The organism is Pseudomonas sp. MWU347 (assembly GCF_017947305.1).
GTDB lineage: Bacteria > Pseudomonadota > Gammaproteobacteria > Pseudomonadales > Pseudomonadaceae > Aquipseudomonas > Aquipseudomonas putida_A.
Map to the genome: position 1 here is coordinate 203198 of NZ_JAFGZB010000006.1, position 19716 is coordinate 222913.

The 19716-nt window shown below is 50.3% G+C and carries 16 protein-coding genes; 8 read left to right on the plus strand and 8 right to left on the minus strand.

All coding sequences use genetic code 11. The features are described 5' to 3' along the window. Positions 1-177: 177 nt before the first annotated feature. Positions 178-408 carry a hypothetical protein gene (locus tag KCG87_RS15115; protein ID WP_204123385.1) on the minus strand — a complete coding sequence of 77 codons (231 nt, stop codon included), beginning with the start codon at positions 406-408 and terminating at the stop codon, positions 178-180. 175 nt (positions 409-583) lie between these two features. Between KCG87_RS15115 and KCG87_RS15120 the strand changes: the two genes are divergently transcribed. Continuing rightward, a complete protein-coding gene (locus KCG87_RS15120) occupies positions 584-2245 on the plus strand; it encodes a SulP family inorganic anion transporter (RefSeq protein WP_210558280.1) in 1662 nt (553 codons plus the stop codon). Positions 2246-2266: 21 nt separating this feature from the next. On the opposite strand, the gene KCG87_RS15125 is transcribed toward KCG87_RS15120, so the two are convergent. Next, positions 2267-2455, minus strand: coding sequence for a ribbon-helix-helix protein, CopG family (locus KCG87_RS15125; RefSeq protein WP_095946242.1), 189 nt, complete (start codon positions 2453-2455; stop codon positions 2267-2269). 195 nt (positions 2456-2650) lie between these two features. On the opposite strand from KCG87_RS15125, the gene KCG87_RS15130 reads away from it, so the two are divergent. The 4 genes from KCG87_RS15130 (at position 2651) to KCG87_RS15145 (ending at position 7593) form a co-directional block, all read left to right on the plus strand. Further along, on the plus strand, positions 2651-3940 hold the full coding sequence (locus KCG87_RS15130) for a hypothetical protein (protein WP_210558282.1): 1290 nt from the start codon (positions 2651-2653) through the stop codon (positions 3938-3940). Between the two features lie 58 nt (positions 3941-3998). Next, complete coding sequence (locus KCG87_RS15135) at positions 3999-4643, plus strand: DUF2026 family protein (RefSeq protein WP_210558284.1); 645 nt, start codon at positions 3999-4001, stop codon at positions 4641-4643. A gap of 794 nt (positions 4644-5437) precedes the next feature. Next, the gene (locus KCG87_RS15140) at positions 5438-5878 is read left to right on the plus strand and encodes a CBS domain-containing protein (protein WP_210558286.1); all 441 of its coding nucleotides are present in this window, start codon (positions 5438-5440) and stop codon (positions 5876-5878) included. A gap of 95 nt (positions 5879-5973) precedes the next feature. Then, positions 5974-7593, plus strand: a complete 1620-nt coding sequence (locus tag KCG87_RS15145; protein ID WP_210558288.1) for a methyl-accepting chemotaxis protein — start codon at positions 5974-5976, stop codon at positions 7591-7593. Positions 7594-8070: 477 nt separating this feature from the next. On the opposite strand, the gene KCG87_RS15150 is transcribed toward KCG87_RS15145, so the two are convergent. Continuing rightward, complete coding sequence (locus KCG87_RS15150; RefSeq protein ID WP_210558290.1) at positions 8071-8496, minus strand: hypothetical protein; 426 nt, start codon at positions 8494-8496, stop codon at positions 8071-8073. Positions 8497-9184: 688 nt separating this feature from the next. Between KCG87_RS15150 and KCG87_RS15155 the strand changes: the two genes are divergently transcribed. Next, on the plus strand, positions 9185-13858 hold the full coding sequence (locus KCG87_RS15155; protein WP_210558292.1) for an ATP-binding protein: 4674 nt from the start codon (positions 9185-9187) through the stop codon (positions 13856-13858). Positions 13859-14177: 319 nt separating this feature from the next. On the opposite strand, the gene KCG87_RS15160 is transcribed toward KCG87_RS15155, so the two are convergent. Further along, positions 14178-14585, minus strand: a complete 408-nt coding sequence (locus KCG87_RS15160) for a hypothetical protein (RefSeq protein WP_210558294.1) — start codon at positions 14583-14585, stop codon at positions 14178-14180. Positions 14586-14951: 366 nt separating this feature from the next. On the opposite strand from KCG87_RS15160, the gene KCG87_RS15165 reads away from it, so the two are divergent. Next, positions 14952-15236, plus strand: a complete 285-nt coding sequence (locus tag KCG87_RS15165; protein WP_210558296.1) for an antitoxin Xre/MbcA/ParS toxin-binding domain-containing protein — start codon at positions 14952-14954, stop codon at positions 15234-15236. Positions 15237-15262: 26 nt separating this feature from the next. Here KCG87_RS15165 and KCG87_RS15170 read toward each other — a convergent pair whose 3' ends face one another. After that, positions 15263-15622, minus strand: a complete 360-nt coding sequence (locus KCG87_RS15170; RefSeq protein WP_210558298.1) for a hypothetical protein — start codon at positions 15620-15622, stop codon at positions 15263-15265. A gap of 404 nt (positions 15623-16026) precedes the next feature. Between KCG87_RS15170 and KCG87_RS15175 the strand changes: the two genes are divergently transcribed. Then, positions 16027-16392 carry a histone-like nucleoid-structuring protein, MvaT/MvaU family gene (locus KCG87_RS15175; protein ID WP_210558299.1) on the plus strand — a complete coding sequence of 122 codons (366 nt, stop codon included), beginning with the start codon at positions 16027-16029 and terminating at the stop codon, positions 16390-16392. 628 nt (positions 16393-17020) lie between these two features. On the opposite strand, the gene KCG87_RS15180 is transcribed toward KCG87_RS15175, so the two are convergent. From KCG87_RS15180 to KCG87_RS15190, 3 genes are all read right to left on the minus strand, one after another. Next, positions 17021-18373 (minus strand): phospholipase D family protein, encoded by a 1353-nt coding sequence (locus KCG87_RS15180; protein ID WP_210558300.1) that lies wholly within the window; start codon positions 18371-18373, stop codon positions 17021-17023. 176 nt (positions 18374-18549) lie between these two features. Then, positions 18550-18888 (minus strand): hypothetical protein, encoded by a 339-nt coding sequence (locus tag KCG87_RS15185; RefSeq protein ID WP_210558302.1) that lies wholly within the window; start codon positions 18886-18888, stop codon positions 18550-18552. 11 nt (positions 18889-18899) lie between these two features. Further along, on the minus strand, positions 18900-19514 hold the full coding sequence (locus KCG87_RS15190; RefSeq protein ID WP_210558304.1) for a hypothetical protein: 615 nt from the start codon (positions 19512-19514) through the stop codon (positions 18900-18902). Between the last annotated feature and the right edge of the window lie 202 nt (positions 19515-19716).

The window sequence follows — 19716 nt, forward strand, 5'->3', positions numbered from 1 at the left end:
AAGCATGCGGCGCCTCGATTCTCTCCTTGAGCTTGGCAGCATAGTTTTGAGCACTCTTTTCATCTCGAAACTGCACGCGTCTGTTGCCAAAAACTACAGACCAAAAAGCGTCGCTTTGACTGGATAGATACTCGATTTTTACTGACATGATCATGTCTCCACGGCGTGATCCAACGGTTAAAAGTGGATTTCAGCAGTCTTGAGGCCCAGGTCTCGAAGCTCGGCGATCAAGTCATCCAGATGCCCGAAAGACTCGACCTCCTCGTTGTCATCAACCAGGAAATAACTTCTCCCGGCATCCTTCTTGAAGAACACAATCCACTCCTTGGGGTTGGTCGGGTTTGCGATCACATGGGTGTCGAAGGTCACGCCTTCGGCATGTTTGGTTTTCACAGCTTGACGATTCATGTCTGTCACCACGCTACGCGCGTTCTCAAAATTCTCTATTGGCAGTGCATGCCCGCCCAGCTCCATCTGAGCTTTCACTATAGACATCTCCAGCCGCACGAAGCAGTGGATCTAGGGCATTTCAATTATCACTGTATGTTAATATTATGCACATGCATCCACTGAGGAGCTAGCCATGATTGCGATAGGTGAAGCATGGAAAGCGGGGTTGTTGGGGCGAGGGCACTGGCTTCGCAATATGGTGTCTGGCTTGATCGTTGGGGTCGTGGCACTCCCTCTGGCAATGGCGTTTGCCATTGCGTCTGGCGTCAAGCCTGAGCAAGGCATCTACACCGCGATCATTGGTGGTCTGCTGGTCTCGCTCTTTGGGGGGAGCCGCTTGCAGATTGCTGGGCCGACAGGTGCGTTCATCGTGATACTGGCGGGAGTCACGGCCAAGCATGGCGTTGACGGTCTGCAAATCGCCACGATGATGGCGGGTGCCATGTTGTTATTGCTGGGGATTGCCCGGCTCGGTGCAATCATCAAGTTTATCCCCGATCCGGTGATCGTCGGTTTCACCGCTGGTATCGGCGTGATCATCTGGGTTGGACAGTGGAAGGACTTTTTCGGTTTACCGACGATCACTGGAGAGCACTTCCACGAAAAGCTCTGGCATTTGCTCCAGGTGCTTCCGGATCTTCATGTGCCCACCACCCTGTTGGCCGCCTTCAGTCTTTTCTTGGTCATCACCTCGTCCAAAATTCCTGGACTCAAACGGGTACCGGGCCCGCTAGTCGCAATGACGGTAGCTACAGCGATACAGTCAACCTTTCATTTCGAGGGGGTGGCCACGATTGGCAGCGCATTTGGGGGCATACCCCAAGGCCTTCCAGCGTTGGGCTTGCCTGAAATAACGCTGTCTCGCGTCATCGATCTGATTGGCCCTGCGTTCACTATCGCCATGCTTGGAGCAATCGAATCGCTGCTGTCCGCAATGGTGGCCGATGGCATGGCGGGCACTAAGCACGATTCCAATCAGGAACTGATCGGTCAGGGAGTGGCTAATCTGGTCACGCCATTGTTCGGCGGTTTCGCCGCTACTGGAGCCATTGCCCGTACTGCAACCAATATCCGTAACGGCGGCACAAGTCCACTGGCCGGCATTACGCACGCGGTCACCTTGGTGCTTATTATTTTGTTCCTGGCACCTCTGGCCTCAAATATCCCATTGTGCGCCTTGGCCGCTATCTTGTTCGTGGTCGCGTACAACATGAGCGAGTTGAAACACTTCAAGCGCATGGCCCAGCGAGCCCCACGCGCAGACGTGGCTATCCTGCTCATCACCTTCAGCCTCACCGTGTTCAGTGACTTGGTGATCGCCGTGAATATCGGCGTCATTTTAGCGATGCTGCACTTCATGCGCCGCATGGCCTCATCTGTGGAGGTGCAACAGGTAGTCGAGCACGAGCTTGAAGAAGAGCTGAGGGCTAATGGGCATGCTCAACTGCCACCCGGGATATTGATTTATACGATTGAAGGGCCGCTGTTCTTTGGTGCGGCTGAGACCTTCGAGCGTGTGTTGGCACAGACCCATACCGACCCACACCTGCTGATTATCCGCCTAAAGCGCGTACCGTTTATGGATATCACCGGCTTGCAAGTATTGGAGGAGGTCATTCAGCAGCTGCACAAGCGAAACATCGTGACAAAACTCTGTGAAGCGAACACGAAGGTGTTCGGCAAACTGGATAGGGTGGGGATCCTAAAAGAAATTGGCACGGAGCATTACCACGCCGACTTCAACACCGCGCTGACTGAAGCTGTCAGTCATGTAGAGGGTAAGTCGACCCTCTAGTGTCCAACTGATGAGAGTGGGTCACGACTTGGTACTGGCGGCATGCTTACTCTTGGTCGAATAGGTGGCCCCGTGAGTGTCCAGATAGTCACGAATCAGTTGGCGGACAACCTGCGAAGACGTCAGGTCTTGTGCAGCACAGAGCTCCTCGAAAGCTTTTTTCTTGACGGGATCAATGAGTACAGTGAGGCGTGCAGTCTTGCTTTCCATGGAGTATTCGATCGCTTAAGTCGCTGGATGTTAATCAAATTGTAATTGCCTTGTCCGGTGCTGTCACTGTGCAGGCGGTGCGCTACTCGTACCTCGATGTTGCTCCCATTGGACAGTCATGGGCGTTCGTAAGTGGGCTAGGATGATCTGGCCATAACCTAAACCTGACGATCACTTCTCTCGAAGCGCTTATCCATGGACGACACACCAGACGCTCACATTCCAGCCGATGACCCGTCCGAAGACATCGTGACAAGAGAGTCGCTATTCGAACAGGCCTGGTCAACGCCGATGACCAAAGTCGGGGAACGATATGGCGTTTCCTCCAGCTACTTGGCTCGGGTCTATACCAGCTTGAATATCCCTCGACCGCCGGTGGGGTACTGGGCTCAGATTGCGGCGGGAAAAGGAAAAGCTCGCCCAACTCTGCCAGCAGCGCTGCCAGGCGCACTCATCGCCTGGAGTCGCAATGGCGCGCCTCTCAAGGTTTCACAGACCTTACCCAAAGCACCACGGAAATTGGGCCGCGAAGCGGTAAGTATCAATGCGACGCTACCTCGTAGACACCCATTGTTGCTGGGTATCGAAGAGCATTTCCAGAAGGTGAGGGAAAGCGAGAACGGTTATTTGCGCCCGACAAAACGTTCCATGGCAGATCTCATCGTGAGCCGCACCGGACTTGCCCATGCCGTGGACTTTGCCAATCAGTTGTACTTGGCACTGATGAAAAAAGGCTTTTCCGTAGCGCTCTCTGATTCCGCAACACATATGAGTCGTGAGCCCGTGGATCACCGAGAAAAGGAATCGAAGAGGTACTTTCATCCTGCACTCTGGCAACCGCAGCGCCCCACTGTGGTTTACATGGGAAGCGTCAAATTCGGTTTAACCATCTACGAGGTCAGTGAATACGTGCCGGTAAAGAGTGTCGGTAAGCAATACGTGCGACTGAACTCACTTCCCGCCAGTCAACGACGATCTCCTTTTCATGATGGTTGGGTAATGAGCGATGACATGCCCACCGGACGCCTTTGCCTACAGGTTTATTCTCCCTACTACCGCGCAGAATGGGTGCGTCGTTGGATCGAAGACAAGCCCGGCGACTTGGTCAGCAAAATTGCCGGCATCATCAAGCTACTGATTGCGGAGGCCCCGGTGCTGGCCCACAGAGTCGAAGTTGAGCGTGAACGGAGCGAGCGCGAGCATCAGAAGTTTTTACTGGAGTGTGAGGATAGGCGGCGACAAGGCGAGGAAAAACGGCGACTCAAGGTGATCCAGGATAGCCGTGATCGACTTGATGCGGTGATTCAGGCTTGGGCGAAGGTGAACAGTATTCGAGCTTTCTTTGACGACATCGAGCAATCTGCACTGAAGCTTGGAGATGAAGAGCGCAAAGTCGTCATGGAACGATTGGATAGAGCAAAAGAACTGATCGGTGATTTGGACGCGTTAAAGCACTTCGAGGGGTGGGAACCTCCAGTCCACTAAGCCTTCTTGCTCCGCTGCTTGATCCGAAAAGATTTTTTAAAAAACGTGGAGTACTGGAATGAAGAAAAGTGAGCTGGCAATATCTATTCCCGAATACAATCGTATTTTTCAAGTTCTTCACTCTGTATCTACTGCATTTGATGACAGGTCACGAGCGTCTTGCCTTTTCTACAATACTGTAGGGGCCTTTCTTCTGGAAAGGTCACTAGGAATTCCTGCACGGGCACTAATGGGAGCTGCTTTTTTCAGAGTAGATGATACGACGGATACCGTACTTTGCTTTGCCGAGCGAGATGAAAGTGGAGTTTTCATAGGAACCCTAAAGGGGTTTCATTGCTGGGTAGAAACAGAACACCATATTATTGATTTTACTGCGCCAGTGTATCGCAAGTATCTTGCAGATCTCGGTAGCAACATTAAGTTGCCGAGAAAGATGTTCCAAAAGCCCAAAGAGCTCATGGCGCACTCTCATGAGCATTTGATGGTAGAGGGTGACTATTATGTTGAGCCAAATGCGAAGTTAACTTTAGAGCTAGGCTTGAGGGGAGCCCGGAATGCCGAAATGGGGGATCTGGCGAATGCATGTCTTCAGTGGTTTAAACGTCCACCAAAGAAGATGAAGGGCACCCTGCCGTTAATGAGTGATCAAGGCCAATTGACTGAAATTAAACTCACAGGACTCTCAGCCGTTGGGTCATGGTGAGTATTCAATTCTAAAAAATGGCGTTGCCGCTGGCAAATCAACCAGTTAGCGGCAATCCAGTCGACCACGGAGCACCCGCTTTTTCTTCAAACTATCCAGATACTCGAACAGCGAAGTATTAGAGTCGAGCCTTACTGCCTTCGCGCAAACGAGTCGAGCCTGCACTTGCAGCTTCAAATCGCATCTTCCAAGGCTCTTGTATGTGTTGGTCATCCGTACGCCGCATATCTAACTGGTGCGCATTGAGGGAGGCAGCATGGAAGGTGCTGGGACTTGCAATATGGATTGTCAGAAATGGGCTTGAATATTAACGAGCGATGGAGTCGACCGGTACATGCACTTTTTTAAAGCGCCATGCATAACAACGTGCACCAGACGGTAGCGGCACAATGGACTTTCGCCTCCAAAAGCTCCGGCATCTCGATTTGCACCTTTGGCATTTCGCTTTCTTGAGAAGTCTACTCACCCTCACTGAAACGCACCTGGATCGCCGTCGCCGTGACAATCATCTCTAGCTCGGGAGCCTGGACTTGCACATAGGATGAAGTCTCTCTGCTGCCGGCTGGCACAAAGCCTGCCAGGTTCACATCAGATTCACCTGGAGCGTATTCCTCAGGACAGCCCCCTCGGTCAACGACGATCGATTGGCCGAACAGGGCAGGGGGACATTGGTGCATCAGGCAGGGAAGTCTGGCTTTAACACAGCAAAAGAACAGGCAAAGGCGCCTGGAACCAAATGGTTTCAGGCGTCTTTTTTTTTGCTTTTTTAACCGCAGTTAGTTTCGGAGGCGCGTATGAAAACAGCCGCACAATTGCTGAAACTGAAGGTCATGCAAAACCAGCAGGTGCATAGCATCGGGCCAGATCAGATGGTGCTTGAAGCGCTGAAGTTGATGGCTGAAAAGAATGTGGGGGCTCTACCCGTGATAGAGGAGGGGCGGGTTGTTGGCGTTATCAGCGAACGCGACTATGCACGCAAGGTCGTTCTGCAGGGCCGCTCTTCGGTCGGTACGCCGGTCGGGGCCATTATGAGTGCGCCCGTCGTGACGGCAGACAGTCAGCAGAGTATCGAGCGTTGCATGATGGTCATGACTGACAGTCATCTGCGCCATTTACCGGTGCTGGAAGGTGATCAGCTGATTGGCCTCTTGTCGATTGGTGATCTGGTGAAAGAAGCCATCGTCGAGCAAGCCGACCTGATCCGGCAACTGGAGCACTATATCCGTGGACATTAAAACGACCAGGGGTAGGGCGGATACAGGGTTCATAGGCACATTGAGTTTTCCAATGTGCTGCCCGTCGGGCAGGTATTAATCAGGGAGCATTTGATATGGCCAGGTTAAGCACGGCACGACGTATCGCCATTGGTTTTGCAATTGCACCATTGGTGCTGATAGGCCTGACGTTTTATGCGTTGCACGATTTGGCAACGCTTAAAGAGCAGGCAATGGTGATCGTCAAACAGGACTGGCCGAAAATTGATCCGATCCTGGCCATTGCCACCGGTGTGCGGGACAACGCCAGGAACACCAGAGATTTGCTGATCGACAAAGAGAATCAGCAAGCGCAACAAGCCATCGATGCCACTAAAAAGCGCATCAGCCAAGCACTTGAGACGCTTGAGCCGTTGTTCGATTTACCGGATGGCAAGGCCGCCTATGCTGCCCTAAAAAAGAATCGCGAGGCTTACGTCTCTGCGTTCACCCAGGTGCAGGTGTTGATCAGGCAAGGCGCTTTTGATGCCGCGATGACGCAGTTGAAACAGCACGTCATCCCCGCCGAGCAGCAGGTTTATAAAAGCCTGGACGCCTTGATGATGATGCAGGGGCAGATCTTTGCCGATCGTGAAAGGTCGGCACAGGCCCTGTACAACGATGCACGACTGAACATGTTGGGGTTGCTTGTCTTCTGCCTGGCCTCGGTCATCGCCGCTGCGGTTATCGTGACGCGTAGTGTCACCCGACCTTTGGGTGGAGAACCCAATGATGCTGCGCGGGTATTGAGTCAAATCGCGCAGGGTGATCTGACGATTCAAGTGCCAGTGAATGCAAGTGCTGGCGATAGCGTGATGATGAACATGCACCAGATGCAGCAGAGCTTGAACGCGATGGTTAAACACATCGCGGCGTCGGTTGCACAGGTGGCCAGTTCATCCGAAGAACTGAGCGCGGTCAGTAGCCAGACCAGTAGCAGTTTGCAGTTGCAGGGGCTGGAGATCGAACAGGCTGCGGCGGCGGTCAATCAAATGACGGTGGCCGTCGACGAGGTCGCACGTAATGCGGTCAGCACCAGCGAGGCGTCCCAAGTGTCCGAGCAAACCGCGCAACGCGGCCGTGAGCAAGTTCAGGAAACGGTGTCCTCGATAGGCGCGCTGGCGGACGGCATGACGGATACCTCGGAGCGTATCCAGCAATTGGCCAGGGGGGGGCAAGATATCAGCACGGTGCTGGACGTGATTCGCAGCATTGCGGATCAAACCAATTTGTTGGCCCTCAACGCGGCAATTGAAGCAGCGCGTGCCGGCGATGCCGGACGTGGTTTTGCGGTGGTCGCCGACGAGGTGCGGGCGCTGGCCCATCGCACTCAGATGTCGACTCAGGAAATCGAACAGATGATTGGCACTATTCGTCTCGATACCGTGCACGCTGTTAACGCCATGCAAAGCAGTAGTCACTTGGTGCAGTCGACTCTGGAAGTCGCGCAACGCTCCGGCGATGCGCTGGAAGAGATCGCCCGGTCGATCTCGCAGATCAATGAGCGCAACCTGCTGATCGCGAGTGCCACGGAGGAGCAGGCTTTAGTGGCGCGTGAGGTGGATCGCAACCTGGTCGGGATTCGTAACGTGTCCGAACAGGTCTTGGTGGGGGCCCAGCACACCCATACAGCGGGTCTGGAGCTGGCGCAGATGGCAGGAGCACTGCACGAGACAGTAGCGCGTTTTAGAATCTAGACAGAATAGACTCGGGCTGTGGTTTCTTTCTGTTATTGATTTACGCATCGAACCAGTTCGACGGCTTGGCGATTTATGAAAATGCTTCCTATCGAAAGATATGGAGCATTTATCGTTATCGCCCGCATCCAACCGTAGTAACTGGGGCTAGCCCTCATCAGACAAGGCACCGTGCTTGATGCCAACGGAAATTGTGGTCGATGAGTTGGGCAGCGGTCGAAACAAGAAACGGAAAGTCACAAGGCGCTTCGATTGCCATCGAGGTTCGAGTCGAACCTCCTTGAGCACATCGATCCTGAAAGACATGATGCCCTCCCGCCACGCGCCAAAGCAGATCTCTTTGGAGCCTGCATCATTTCGCTAGTCGGCCATGTAGATGTTGATCTCCATGCACCGCTCTTGCGGGATGATGAATGAAACAGGCAGCACCTCGTGGTACCTGATCCCGACCAATAAACCTAAGTCGCGATGCGATGGTCAGGGCGCTTTTGTGAGGTGTGAGATATCCCTGTGCGCGGCCAAGTGCTGCATCTCATTCACCCAGCACCGAAGAAAGCGACGCCAGTCACTCGCGTAAGCACCCTCCTGTAAACGAGTTGAAAGCATGCTTGCGGCTTCAAATCGAGACCGCCACGGTTGCGGTATGTGGTGGTCAAGCACGATCATGAAAGGGTAGCCATCGCTTCCTTCAAACTTCGTTTCTGGAACAGCATCGCGCAGCTCGTCGATAGTCATTTCGTAGGCATCTCCTAGAGGCTGCTCAAGATCTTGCCGATCAATCTCGGCGAGGACGGACAGGAACGGTTTCGCATCCTCATTTCCCGGCCATATCCTCTCCAGATCCCATAGGGCTTCGCGCCTTTGACGCTCGCGCTGCCAGAGAGTCTTCAGTTCCGTATCCATCTGTATTTCCTCAAAACGGTAATCGTTTTCAAGCTGTGAAGTGTTCAGCGAATGCTAACAGCGTGAGGTAGATCGAAGCGGCCATGTATGCGCAGATTTGGGGTTAGACACGGTAGGAATGTGCTACCTAGGGGGGGCTGTACAGCTGTGATTGCTCCTTCGGGTATTTCACCAGCCAGTCGCATTGAAAACATATTTTTTTTCTGCCCTTGAAATTTTTTTTCAGCGACGGATCTTTATATTTGAGACCAACAAAAAAGCGAGGATCTCGAAGACCCTACTTTCGGTGATTAGGGATGAGAAAACGATGGTGGTTTTTGCTTTTGCTTTTGCTTTTGCTTCTGACTTTTTCTGCGATTTTTTAGGATTGAACACAAGCCGTAGGCTGTCCCTGGACATTAGCAAAATCGCTACCCTTTGCGGCTGAAAGCCGCTGCTTTACTTTTGATTTCAAACAACGTTTAAATTTTTTGATCTCAAATAAAGGGGAGGTATTTTTCGAAAAATACCGGTGTCGGACAACATCTGTCGGGAATGGTGTGTTTTCCAAGTGATCGTTTATCAGCAATCCCTAGACGCCAGGCGTAACGAAGGGGCCAGGGCTTTTTGAGATGGGATTGTGGATAGAGGTTTGCGTCAGGGGTAATCTACGTCACCAGAACCGCTTAGGGTCGGTTATAGATACTGAATGCCGCAGTATCTACGTCTTTACAGTACTCATGATCAATTATCGCCAATAAGAGCGGCATCAAATGGAAGTCGATTGCTGATGGACTTAACTGCAGTAGCTGTAAAATTTATGGCATCCATAGGTCGGATGCTTTCCCCCAAGGTCAAGCAGATACATCAAGAGCGCACGGCGGCCGCTGATCCAGATGCTGTTGAAGCTGATTATGCAGAGCGTATTTTGGACGACGCATTGAGGCGTCTCGGGGTAACTCATCCTGATGACCCATGGTGGGAAACGTCTTTGGCGTCATTGTGCGGCCAGGCAGTACGCACTGACTTCCTCAAGCTACCGCACGTTCAAGAATGGATCAATCAGCCAGACACACAGCGCCGATTAAGGAATGCAGCGAAAGCCAAAATGGCCGGCGGAGACCCCGCTAAGGACGATTTCAGTGCGCTCATTCAGAGCTTCATTGCGATTTCGATGGAAAGTCCCCAGCACGCAATTTCAGCGATTACAAATATTGTTGCAGTGCTTGTAGCCAGTGTGCTGGCAACTGTTCGCGATCCTGGAGTCGCAGCAATTGTCCAGACTTCATACCAGCAAATATTGATCGAGTTAACCGGGCAGATAGAAACTCTACGACAATCAGATCAGCCCCAACAGGTATTGGAGTCTGAAGAGGATCTTTTGGCGCGATGGCGAGAAGAGTTGCGACGTACCTCTCACGACCTTCTGGATTGGCCTACAACGCTAAGGAATGAGAGATGGATTCATCGTCCCGAGCTGGATGAGCTTAAAGATCTCGTCAAAAATACAGGTTCCAGCACTACTGCTATCTTGGGGCCACCTGGCGCAGGAAAATCAGCCTTGATGGCTGAACTGGGTAAACAAATCCAAAATGAGCATGGTTTGACGGTTTTAGCGATCAAGGCTGATTTGCTGGACGTCGGGGTCACAGACGAACATGAGCTGCAGCGTTATCTTGACCTCTCTGAGCTCCCCAGCACTATGTTGAAGCGATTGAGTAAGCATGGGCGCGCCATACTGATCATTGATCAGCTCGATGCGTTGGCATCGTACCTCGATATGCAAACCGAACGCTTAAGCACCCTCATCAATCTCGTTCGCCAGGTAGGCAAGACAAATAATCTCCACATTGTTTTATCGTCCAGACCCTTTGAATTTGACCACGATGCTCGCTTACGAAGCATTAATACCGAAAGTATTCATCTAGCGCTTCCGTCGTGGGAGGAGGTGTTGGAAATCCTGCTGGAAAATGGCGTTGAAGCGACCGGCTGGCCCATTGATGCCCAAGAGGTCATGAGGTCTCCTCAGGCTTTGAATACCTACCTTTCGCTCAAGGTAGAGGGGTGGTCGCAGCCCTTCAGCACGTATCAGGGCATGCTCGACCAGCTATGGGAGCAAAGAGTGCTTAGCGGCGAAGACGGCCCGAAAAAATCGGTTTTGGCCTACCTGGTTGCTAACAAGATGGCTGCTGCAGAAACACTCTGGCTCGCCAGTGCTCGATTCGATGAGCATGCGGATACAGTCAAGGTGCTCATCGCCGCAGGTATTCTGAAAAAATCCCTCGAAGGTAGCTTGGGTTTTTCTCATCAAACGCTTTTCGAGTATGCATTGGCACGGCACTTCGCCCAAGAGGAAGGGCGGCTTTCGAGCTACATTCTGAACCGGCAAAACTCTTTGTTCGTCAGAGCCAAGCTATGGGCAGCGCTGAACTATCTTAGGGCGCGGGAAATGACGATGTACGCTTCAGAGTTCGAGGCTATCTGGACAGCTAAGGGGCTTCGAAAACATTTGCGTTTTTTGCTGATCGATTTTCTCGGCCAGCAGGCTAGCCCGACAGATAAAGAAGCATTATTCCTCGACCAGGCTTTACGCAATCAACACGAGCAGGCACTTGTATATAAAGCTATTTCTGGAAGTGCTGGATGGTTCTTGAGGTTTGCAGAGAGTTACATTGCTGACGCGATGACTGAAAGTAAAACGAGTGCAAAGCTGATGATTCCGATTCTGGCATCAGCAATTAACGACAACCCTGAAGCGGTCACTCGTCTGATTGAGGCTCGGTGGATACCAAACAAATCCAATGACCAGTGTATTTGGAATGTTTTGAGAAATACTCATTTATGGTCAGAGGAGCTTTTGGCTTTTGGCAAGATAGTCGTGACACGTTCCGACTTTTCCGTGCTTTACATTGATCCAGTGATCGCTACTTTGGGAGTGAATCAGCCACAAATGGCCCTGAAGCTAGTGCGCGCTGTTTTAGAACGGCAGTTGGATCAAGCAATAGAACAGGCAACACAGATGAGTGCGGCTCAACGGGACGTTCTTGAGTCGTATGAACAAGAAGAGATTCAAGAGCGGAGAGATGAGCAAAAATTTATCAAGGAGCTACTTGAAAATAGGCTCTGGGATACCCTTCCCGCATTAGCAGAAAATGCGCCTTTGGATTTTTTGGAAACATTATGGCCCTGGTTTTCAAGGGTGTATGACTCACTGTATTCATTTTCAAACGAAGAAGTTCCGATTCTTGGCTATTCACTGCGGTACGCTTCCAATTTTCGCTTTGCGGGTGAGAACGGTAATTTAGAGCCTCCAGCGCTTCTTGAAGCTTTGACGATCGCTGTAGAGAAAATGGTGAAGATTGATCTTGTAAAATTCAGAGCATGGGTCGCTGTTGAAAAGGAAAAAGAGTTTACGCCCGTGCAGCGCTTAATTGCCTATGGTCTTGCCAAAGGGGGGGCTGCTACTTCTTCGGATGCACTTGATTTCCTTGTGTCCGATGCTCGCCGTTTCTACCTTGGCTCACCTCTAGATCCTCATAGTACGACGAGGGCCTTGGTAGTTGCCTGTGCACCTCATTGGTGTGATGCAGATGTAAGTCGTTATGAGTCGGCAGTCACTGCATTTGCGCCCGCCTTGCCATTGCATATGATAGATCCGTCGCACCGACGTCAGTGGTCTAATCAGATTCGGAGATTAAAAGTTAATTTGCTTCGCGCTCTACCTACGCGTCAAAGAAGTGCGCCTATTCAACGTAGAGTTGAAGAGGAGACAAGAATATTCCCTGAAATTAAGTTTGGCGTTGGGTCTACGCTACTACGTGTCGATTCGATCATGACCGCTGAAGAAATCGGGCGTGCGACAGACGAGCACATTCTAAATGCATTCAGAGGATTGCCAGATTCAACCAATTGGGATCATCCGAGGCGTAGGGGGCAGGGTGGCAATATTCAGCTTGCAAGAGCTTTCGCAGAGTTTGCCAAAACAGACCCAGCACGAGCTAAAACTCTGATTATGCAGCTTCCTACTGACAGTGCGGAGCGGACAGCGAGCTTTAGCTTAAGAGAATTGGCAGAGTCGACGTCTCCTGAGATAGTTTGCGACCTGATCGTTGAGTTATCCAGAAAGGGATTTAAAGGCGACGAGTTCAAGAACTATGCAACAGGGGCGATCGATAAACTGATCGAGCGAAACATCCATGTTAGTGATGCGGTGATCGAAATACTCGAAAGCTGGCTAAAAGAGGTGATTGAAATTTCTTCAGTTTGTTTGAGTTCGGTAGAACTAGATGAGCCTGAAGATGATGGTTCGCAAGATAACTCTTATGACGATACAGTAGTGAAAAGTCTTCTATGGGGAGTAGGTCGAATCCAGGCAGTTCCCCAAGGTGAGTACTCGATTGTCTCAACCTTGATCCTGGTACACCTCTCCCGCCGAGAGGACAAGCGCGTTATCGATGTTCTCGAAAGCTATTTGGCTCATTCATCGGATCCTGTGGTTTGGGAGCACCTACTGTATTTCATACAGTTTCTACAAGGCGCAGACTCCGAACGAGGGCGCATAGTTCAAGCCATTTTGGAGCAGGTTCCGCAGTTGGTTGGTAAGGCAGCTACGTGTCAATTGCTGAGCGGTGTGCAGTGGTATGCACCTGAGGTGGTCGAGTCACATTTGGTTAAGTGGCGGACTTGGCCTTCTAAGGCCGCTAACCAGGGATATGGAGAGTTGACGGCACTTATTACGATGTGCCAGCCGGATCTCATATGGGCACGCCAGTGGCTTAAAGATATAGAAACTGACACCTCACTTATCGATGCTCGTGCTGGAGCAGCTGCAACGGCGATGAGTTTATGGAGTAATCCCCAGTATCGCGCAGTGGCTACAGAAACACTCACCAGATTGTTAGCTTCTGGTGAGCGAGGTGTGTGGGTTGTAATTTTTGATTGGTTTCGTATCGTCAAGCCAATACCTGTTGGAAGTCAAACGACTCAATTACTGGAAGCCATCGCGAGGTATATAGATTTTGCGCCATCCATAAATGGGACATTTGTAGTTTCAGGTTTGAACTCGCTTTTACCATATAATGCTGAATGCGTTGGAAGAATAGCAGAGGGTTTGATAAAAATCTGGCAAGGACAGTTATCGGACTTGAGTACGTCTATCGCTATGTCTGCCCCTGAGTTAATTAATTTGGCAACTACGCTTCACCGGCTTGGATCGATCACTCAAGAGCAAGGCCTCAGTCTATTTGAGAGCCTAACCGAAATCGATGCATATGAAGCTCGTGATACCCTAAATGAAATAGATAATCGCTTCAGAGAGCGTGCCAGCATAATGCGGAAAAGGCTAGGTCGGCGCTTTGAGGCCCGTTCCAAGGTTGGAGGGTAAGTTTAGGTATGCTGGTCGTCGGGCTCCCGTATCTATTCTGGAGCCCTTTTAAACAGAAACTGCGGGTCTATATTTTTATTGATTTAGACGGTGCGAGAGGTAAGCGGAGTTCGGATAAATTTTTATTTAGAATGTGGAAGATTATCTAGGTTATCTTCCAGTCAGGCGTTAGCATCAATGGAAATAAGTTCATTGTCGATCACATGAGTAATGGCGCCATGTCTCAACTTGTGCTTTATGAAAGTATGGTCGTGACGATGCTTGGGCTTATGGTGCGAAGTCAGTGGGTATTGCTTTGGGGGTGTGGAGTACTTAATTTTTACCTAGGAAAATAGTCCCTTAGCGTGCAATTGAAAGAATCAAATCCAGGCCAGTAGTTGTCCCAGAAATCATAATTCAAATGTAATGCCTCCTTTCGCTCATCATTGTTAAGGATTTGCCAGGCAGCCTCGAACCTTCTCCTCCAGTCGTGAGCGTTCAAAATTTGATCTGCTGACTTCTCATCCATTCCCGTAAATTTGATGAGTGCCTTTTTTGCATATTCCTCATCCGCAAGGCACCTTGGGTCTATTTTAGAATTAACCGTATCTACGATACTTAAAATCCAACCTATCGTTTGGAATCGGCAACGTCGTGCAGACCGAGACTCTGTGCGCAAACTATTTATTTCAACCCAAGCGAGATCTTGCTCTTCTCTATGTTCGATGTGAATGATGTAAGAGGACATGAATTGTTCCTGTTTCGGTTGTTGTTACGCAAGCTTAACATGAGATTTTTTTTTGCCCGTAATCGCTTTTGGCTTGACATTTTTCAAGTTTGCAATATACATCGCTCGATTGTTGAGTGTATTAAGCTTATTTGCTAGGTGATAAATATGAGGCTGCGGATTTCCTATTGGAACGGCTTCAATGGTGCTACGCAGCTACTCGCACGGACTCGGTGTTAATAAGTATGGCAAGATCGTTTTGGCTAACGCTGAGGTTGTCTGCGAAGCAGTGGGCCGGCCAAACATTCGTTTTGTGCCGATCAAGAACATCGAGCAGCAGGCTGTGCTGTTACGGGCGTCTCTCGGTAATTCTAAAGAGCCCTGACGATGAGCTTCGTAGATACATGGGGGGGCTCGTCGGCGACGTTGAAAAAGCGCAAAAAAACAGGCCGATTGTCACTGGTGGAAGGCGACCGATTGTGGAGCATTGCTGTAGTTCTGAACGGCGCTTTCGCACTGCTCGGCAATGACCTTGATTCGGCACGAAAATGGATGGGCATGCCTTCGCTAGCGCTGAATTGGAAAACACCTCTTGAGATGCTCGGCACGAGGGTTGAGATGAATGCTGTTCTAGATCTCATCGGCCGGTTGGAGGAGGGCGTTGTAGTGTGATGCTTTTGGAGCTCGGCACCAGAAGTTTACAAAGCTATATCAAGTTGCAACCTCCATTCGAGGTGCTCTTGGGGCAACACCTCGGGTGGAAGTGCCTGAACGATACGGCGTAATAGAAAGGCCCTTTGAGCGTTGAGTATATGCACAATGGTTGGATCCTCTGGAAGGTACCACGGTGTCATGCCCGCAAGCTCTTGGCCCTTTCGAATCGCGGATAGCGCCTCTAGACCTACCCATTGACTGTGCAGCCTCCCCAAAATACTAACGGCACGCGTATTCACAAACTCCTTCAATGTTTGTGCGACCCAGAGCTGCAAAGGTTCCATCCCCATGGTCGACACAGCAATTTTCCAAAGCTCACCTTCCTTCGGTGCAGTGATTGTCATTGATCCTCCGAAGCGTTGTGGATTAGAAGTCTTTATGAGATAGCGTACTGCAGTGGATGCTTCTCCTTGGCCTACCAGCGGCGTACGGCGAGCAAAATCATTTGTCCGTTTCTGCGCTCCCTGCGAGCGAAACAGGCTATGAGCACTTGTCGTAAACCTAGCCTAGGTCTTTGCCCTGGGGCCAGTAGAATTGTACGGGGTAATCGATTACCTCTAGAGTAGATGACGTGGTAGGGCTGCTATTCAAAGGTACACAGTTGAAGGAGATGCTTAGGCTATGTAGTGGTAAACCGGCATGCCGCCTTTAAGAACGGTCATGTGCGCGTGATTTTGACTTAAATGATTTATCTGTTAGATTTCAAAAACTCTTCAACCTACTTCTAACGCTACTTCATGAGGTTTTCATGTCTAAACTCGCCGAATTCCGCCAGCTTGAGCGTCATCTTGCAGAACAATTGCAGGCGCTTGAAGCGTTGAAAGGTGACGCTGGGCTCAAGAAAGAAATTGAATTTGAGTCGAAGCTTCGTGGCTTGTTGGCTGAGCATGGTTATAGCTTGAAGGACGTGATTAATATCCTTGATCCGCAAGCCTCTCGTCATACACAAGTATCTTCACCTAAGGCTGGTCGCCGTCAGGCGCGTAAAGTTAAGGTTTATAAAAACCCACATACCGGTGAGGTGATTGAAACTAAAGGTGGGAACCATCGCGGGCTGAAAGAGTGGAAAACAGAATACGGTGCTGCCACAGTGGAGTCGTGGCTGTCTAAATGATTCAATATTGAATCGTCATAAAGAGCCCTGAAGGGGCTCTTTTTTTCTCACTCTAGGGTCTTCTCTTTCACATCAACCCCCATTCCTTCAGCCGAGTCCAGATTGTTGAACGGAATGCTCTTTGCGTTGCGGACGCTATCCTGTAGGTTCGCGAGTAGATCGGGCAGAGCGCGGAAACACTGGGTCTTGCAACGCAGTGCATCGAAATACACATCACTGGATTCCTTACCCGCCAAGGAATCGCATGCCCGCCTCCAGACACGACAGTAGCGCAATATAATGCACTAATGCTTGATGAATGAGGGGTGGCAGCGCATTAAAATGCGCTGATCAAATGCACATCTTTTTTCAGTGCTTTTTAAAAATACAACGAAAAGTCCCGGCACTGATGGCTGGGATTCTTCAACACCTTAAGTGAACCGCTTGCCAGTGGGCGCCTTTTTTCATTCTACGTTGCAGATGGCGTTGCCCACTAAGGTGCCATGGCCGCGCCAGCTAAGCCGATAGGCCGTCACAACGGAGTAGAACTGGAGCTCCTGATCTTCGTTTACGATCGGCTCCAGGACTACGTAGCCATTCGAGCTACGTAGACGCTAACCACTGGAATCGAGCAACCGTTAGCACTTCGTTAATAGATCTTCACAGCGAAGCCCAGTGCCCTTAGAGCCTTGCTTGTGCGGCCATTTCGAGGCGGGGCAATCTCTGGCCTGGCCCAGCCGGCGACTTCAGCAATGGAGTTCAGGCCATATCGGGGAATCGTATAGCTTTCATCGCGTCCAGCGTGGTAAAGCCGTTGCCAAATATCAGATGGAGCACCTTCATAAAGGACGTAGTGCAATAGCTTACGAACGTCCCATCCTTTGCTGTTGCGCTCGCGCATGATCATTGGAGCAAAGAGCTTCAGGCGCCCCTCTTTATCCATGGAGGTCAGTTCTGGGCGTCCTAGAACCTGTAAAGGTACCTTGATGATGTGATCCATCGTGGCGTGTGTTTTGCTGCATAGGATTTCAAACTCCTCAACGCTCAGGCCTAAGATTTTGTCTTCAGCAAGTAACTCCCGAACTTTAGGGGCATGCTGATAAAAGGTCTCGTCTTCGTGGGAAGGAGCAGATTTCAGCGATTTCCACCATTCCAGTGCGGTTTTTAAGGCTATATGTTTAGAGTTTTTGTTTCGCTGGAAATAGTCTTCATAGGGCTTGCTAAGGCCATCGCCAACTTTGTTGTAGTAGTAGGCATGGAGAAACTGATCCACTTGCCATCCAGAAGGGACACTTTCAGCCACCCAGCTGGGACGATACTCCGAGAGCTGCTCCTCTATGCTTTTCAGGATGGCCATAGTATCCAGCCACTCCGTTCTAAAATTTCCTTTTTTCCGCTCAAAGCCGCTTTTTTTCTCTGAAAAGCTTGAGCCCTGCCATTCTTCATGCTCTCGTAGTTTTTTGGCTTCTGCATATACGTTCTTGTTAAGTTCGTTCATTCGCACCATTTCGGCGATATAATCGCTGGAAATAGGAATACTTACCTTCAACTCGTTTAAATATTCGAAGAACTCATCAAGCTCGTTATCCACGCCATTGGCAATCAGCTCATCGTTGGTGAGAAAAACGCCAACTTCGATGTTGGTCATCCACCCTTTATCTGTATGATTTGCCGAGCCGATATAGGCGCCATATCCTTTCCACCAAATGACCTTTGGGTGAAAGCAGTCAGGTATAAAGCGTGTGGTCACGTTTTCCTTTTGGTGTTTTAGCAAACGTTTTAGAAGCTCAATCGAGACCGGAACTGTGTGGTCGTAACGCATCCACAAATCAAGTCGAAAGTTATTGGCTACAGAATGGCCTACCAGGTCTTGTGCAATGTTTGATGCACTGGAACCGTATGCTATCGCAGCAAATACGCAGTCCACTTCTTCAGGATTCGATATTTTTAGCAAAATATCTCTAAGGTGAATGCCATTGATACGGTTTGCGATCAGCTTCAATTTTGCACCCCTGAAAAGGTCAATTGACAACAGCCACCGGGTTTTTTAGCCGGCTGCATCCGGATGAATGAATCGTTGGGCGTAAATCTCTGTCGTCACTAGAATGAGCAAGCCAGGTACGACTAAACCATGGTCGCGGTGTCTTCCTATTAGGCACGTTGATTACCAAATCTGATTCATTGAGGACTTGCCGGTTTTTTGTCCGTGTATAAGTTGTTTGCAAAGGCCGTGGACAGGAATACGAAAATCGATGCGATAAAGCATAAGAGGCTAAAGACGAAAGCAGCGTTAACCACGGCTTGGAGTAAGCCCAAAGCACTCTCAGAAGCGTCCATCTTGTGTTGAGCCATAAAGCATTCGACCTCATGAGTTCCCATGAACCTGCAGTCTGTCTCATTCAGCGGGCGATGGGTAATCGCTTCAATTTTGTATTTGTCGGCATAAGCATCCAGTTCTTTTTCATACAGCGCCAGTCCTGTTTGGGAGATTCCGACCAGTCCGATACCGAACAGCACTGCGCTTGCCTTTAACAAGGCAGAAGACGATGTCCGATGGAAGATCGCCCGAAAGATGTTTTTAGCCGCTTCACTAGAGGGGGCCGCATGTACGGGTACGGGTACGGGTGCAGGTGTTGATGCAGGTGCCTCGCTTGTTTTATCCAGCAAATGTCGCTCGATGACGTTGATAGCTCTTCATGGATAGCTGCTCTGTTACGCACTCGTAACGTGTCGTTCAAAGCCAAAAAAATAGTTAGGATCGCGATGGCAAACAGGATCAAGCCGTCGCGGGACATACTGCTAAAGTCCAATATGTCATTGACTTTGGTAAGGCCCAGCGCCGTGATGAGCGTAACCAATACCAACAAGAAATTACCGCGCTCCGTAAGCTTCGCGTTGAGGTTCTTCAGGATCAGCTGATAGGTTTTTAGCTCCCGCGTACTTTTACCCTGGACATTGAGGATGTCAGATAGGGTGCGGGCACCGAGATCTAGCAGCTGGTTCTCATGAGCAGTCAGTTCATCCCAGTATTTTTCAGCATTGAACAATCGTAAGAAGAAGCCGCGAAGGGTTAGATGACTGCGCGCCGTCGCAGTGCGGCGTTCTTTAACATAGGTATTTTTCAGCGTGTGCAACACATCCATGCTCGATCTCGCATGCAGGGTACGAGCTCGGATTTACGCACTAATGGCTCGCTGATATCAAGGAGATGCCGCCTCTAACTTCGCAGCATCAGTGTCCTGGGTAACCTGAATCACTGGAAGCATCTGTACGTTGGCTTGGCCGACTTTGGGCTCCTACCATGCGCATGGTTGGCACATGTCGGTGTCACGAGTACATTCATTG

Bases quoted from the DNA above. Each gene is read 5' to 3' on its own strand.
- KCG87_RS15130 (WP_210558282.1), top strand. From the start codon at position 2,651: ATGGACGACACACCAGACGCTCACATTCCAGCCGATGACCCGTCCGAA.
- KCG87_RS15150 (WP_210558290.1), bottom strand. From the start codon at position 8,496: ATGGATACGGAACTGAAGACTCTCTGGCAGCGCGAGCGTCAAAGGCGC.
- KCG87_RS15115 (WP_204123385.1), bottom strand. From the start codon at position 408: ATGAATCGTCAAGCTGTGAAAACCAAACATGCCGAAGGCGTGACCTTC.
- KCG87_RS15155 (WP_210558292.1), top strand. From the start codon at position 9,185: ATGCCGCAGTATCTACGTCTTTACAGTACTCATGATCAATTATCGCCA.
- KCG87_RS15120 (WP_210558280.1), top strand. From the start codon at position 584: ATGATTGCGATAGGTGAAGCATGGAAAGCGGGGTTGTTGGGGCGAGGG.
- KCG87_RS15175 (WP_210558299.1), top strand. From the start codon at position 16,027: ATGTCTAAACTCGCCGAATTCCGCCAGCTTGAGCGTCATCTTGCAGAA.
- KCG87_RS15165 (WP_210558296.1), top strand. From the start codon at position 14,952: ATGAGCTTCGTAGATACATGGGGGGGCTCGTCGGCGACGTTGAAAAAG.
- KCG87_RS15160 (WP_210558294.1), bottom strand. From the start codon at position 14,585: ATGTCCTCTTACATCATTCACATCGAACATAGAGAAGAGCAAGATCTC.
- KCG87_RS15190 (WP_210558304.1), bottom strand. From the start codon at position 19,514: ATGGATGTGTTGCACACGCTGAAAAATACCTATGTTAAAGAACGCCGC.
- KCG87_RS15145 (WP_210558288.1), top strand. From the start codon at position 5,974: ATGGCCAGGTTAAGCACGGCACGACGTATCGCCATTGGTTTTGCAATT.
- KCG87_RS15125 (WP_095946242.1), bottom strand. From the start codon at position 2,455: ATGGAAAGCAAGACTGCACGCCTCACTGTACTCATTGATCCCGTCAAG.
- KCG87_RS15140 (WP_210558286.1), top strand. From the start codon at position 5,438: ATGAAAACAGCCGCACAATTGCTGAAACTGAAGGTCATGCAAAACCAG.
- KCG87_RS15135 (WP_210558284.1), top strand. From the start codon at position 3,999: ATGAAGAAAAGTGAGCTGGCAATATCTATTCCCGAATACAATCGTATT.
- KCG87_RS15170 (WP_210558298.1), bottom strand. From the start codon at position 15,622: ATGACAATCACTGCACCGAAGGAAGGTGAGCTTTGGAAAATTGCTGTG.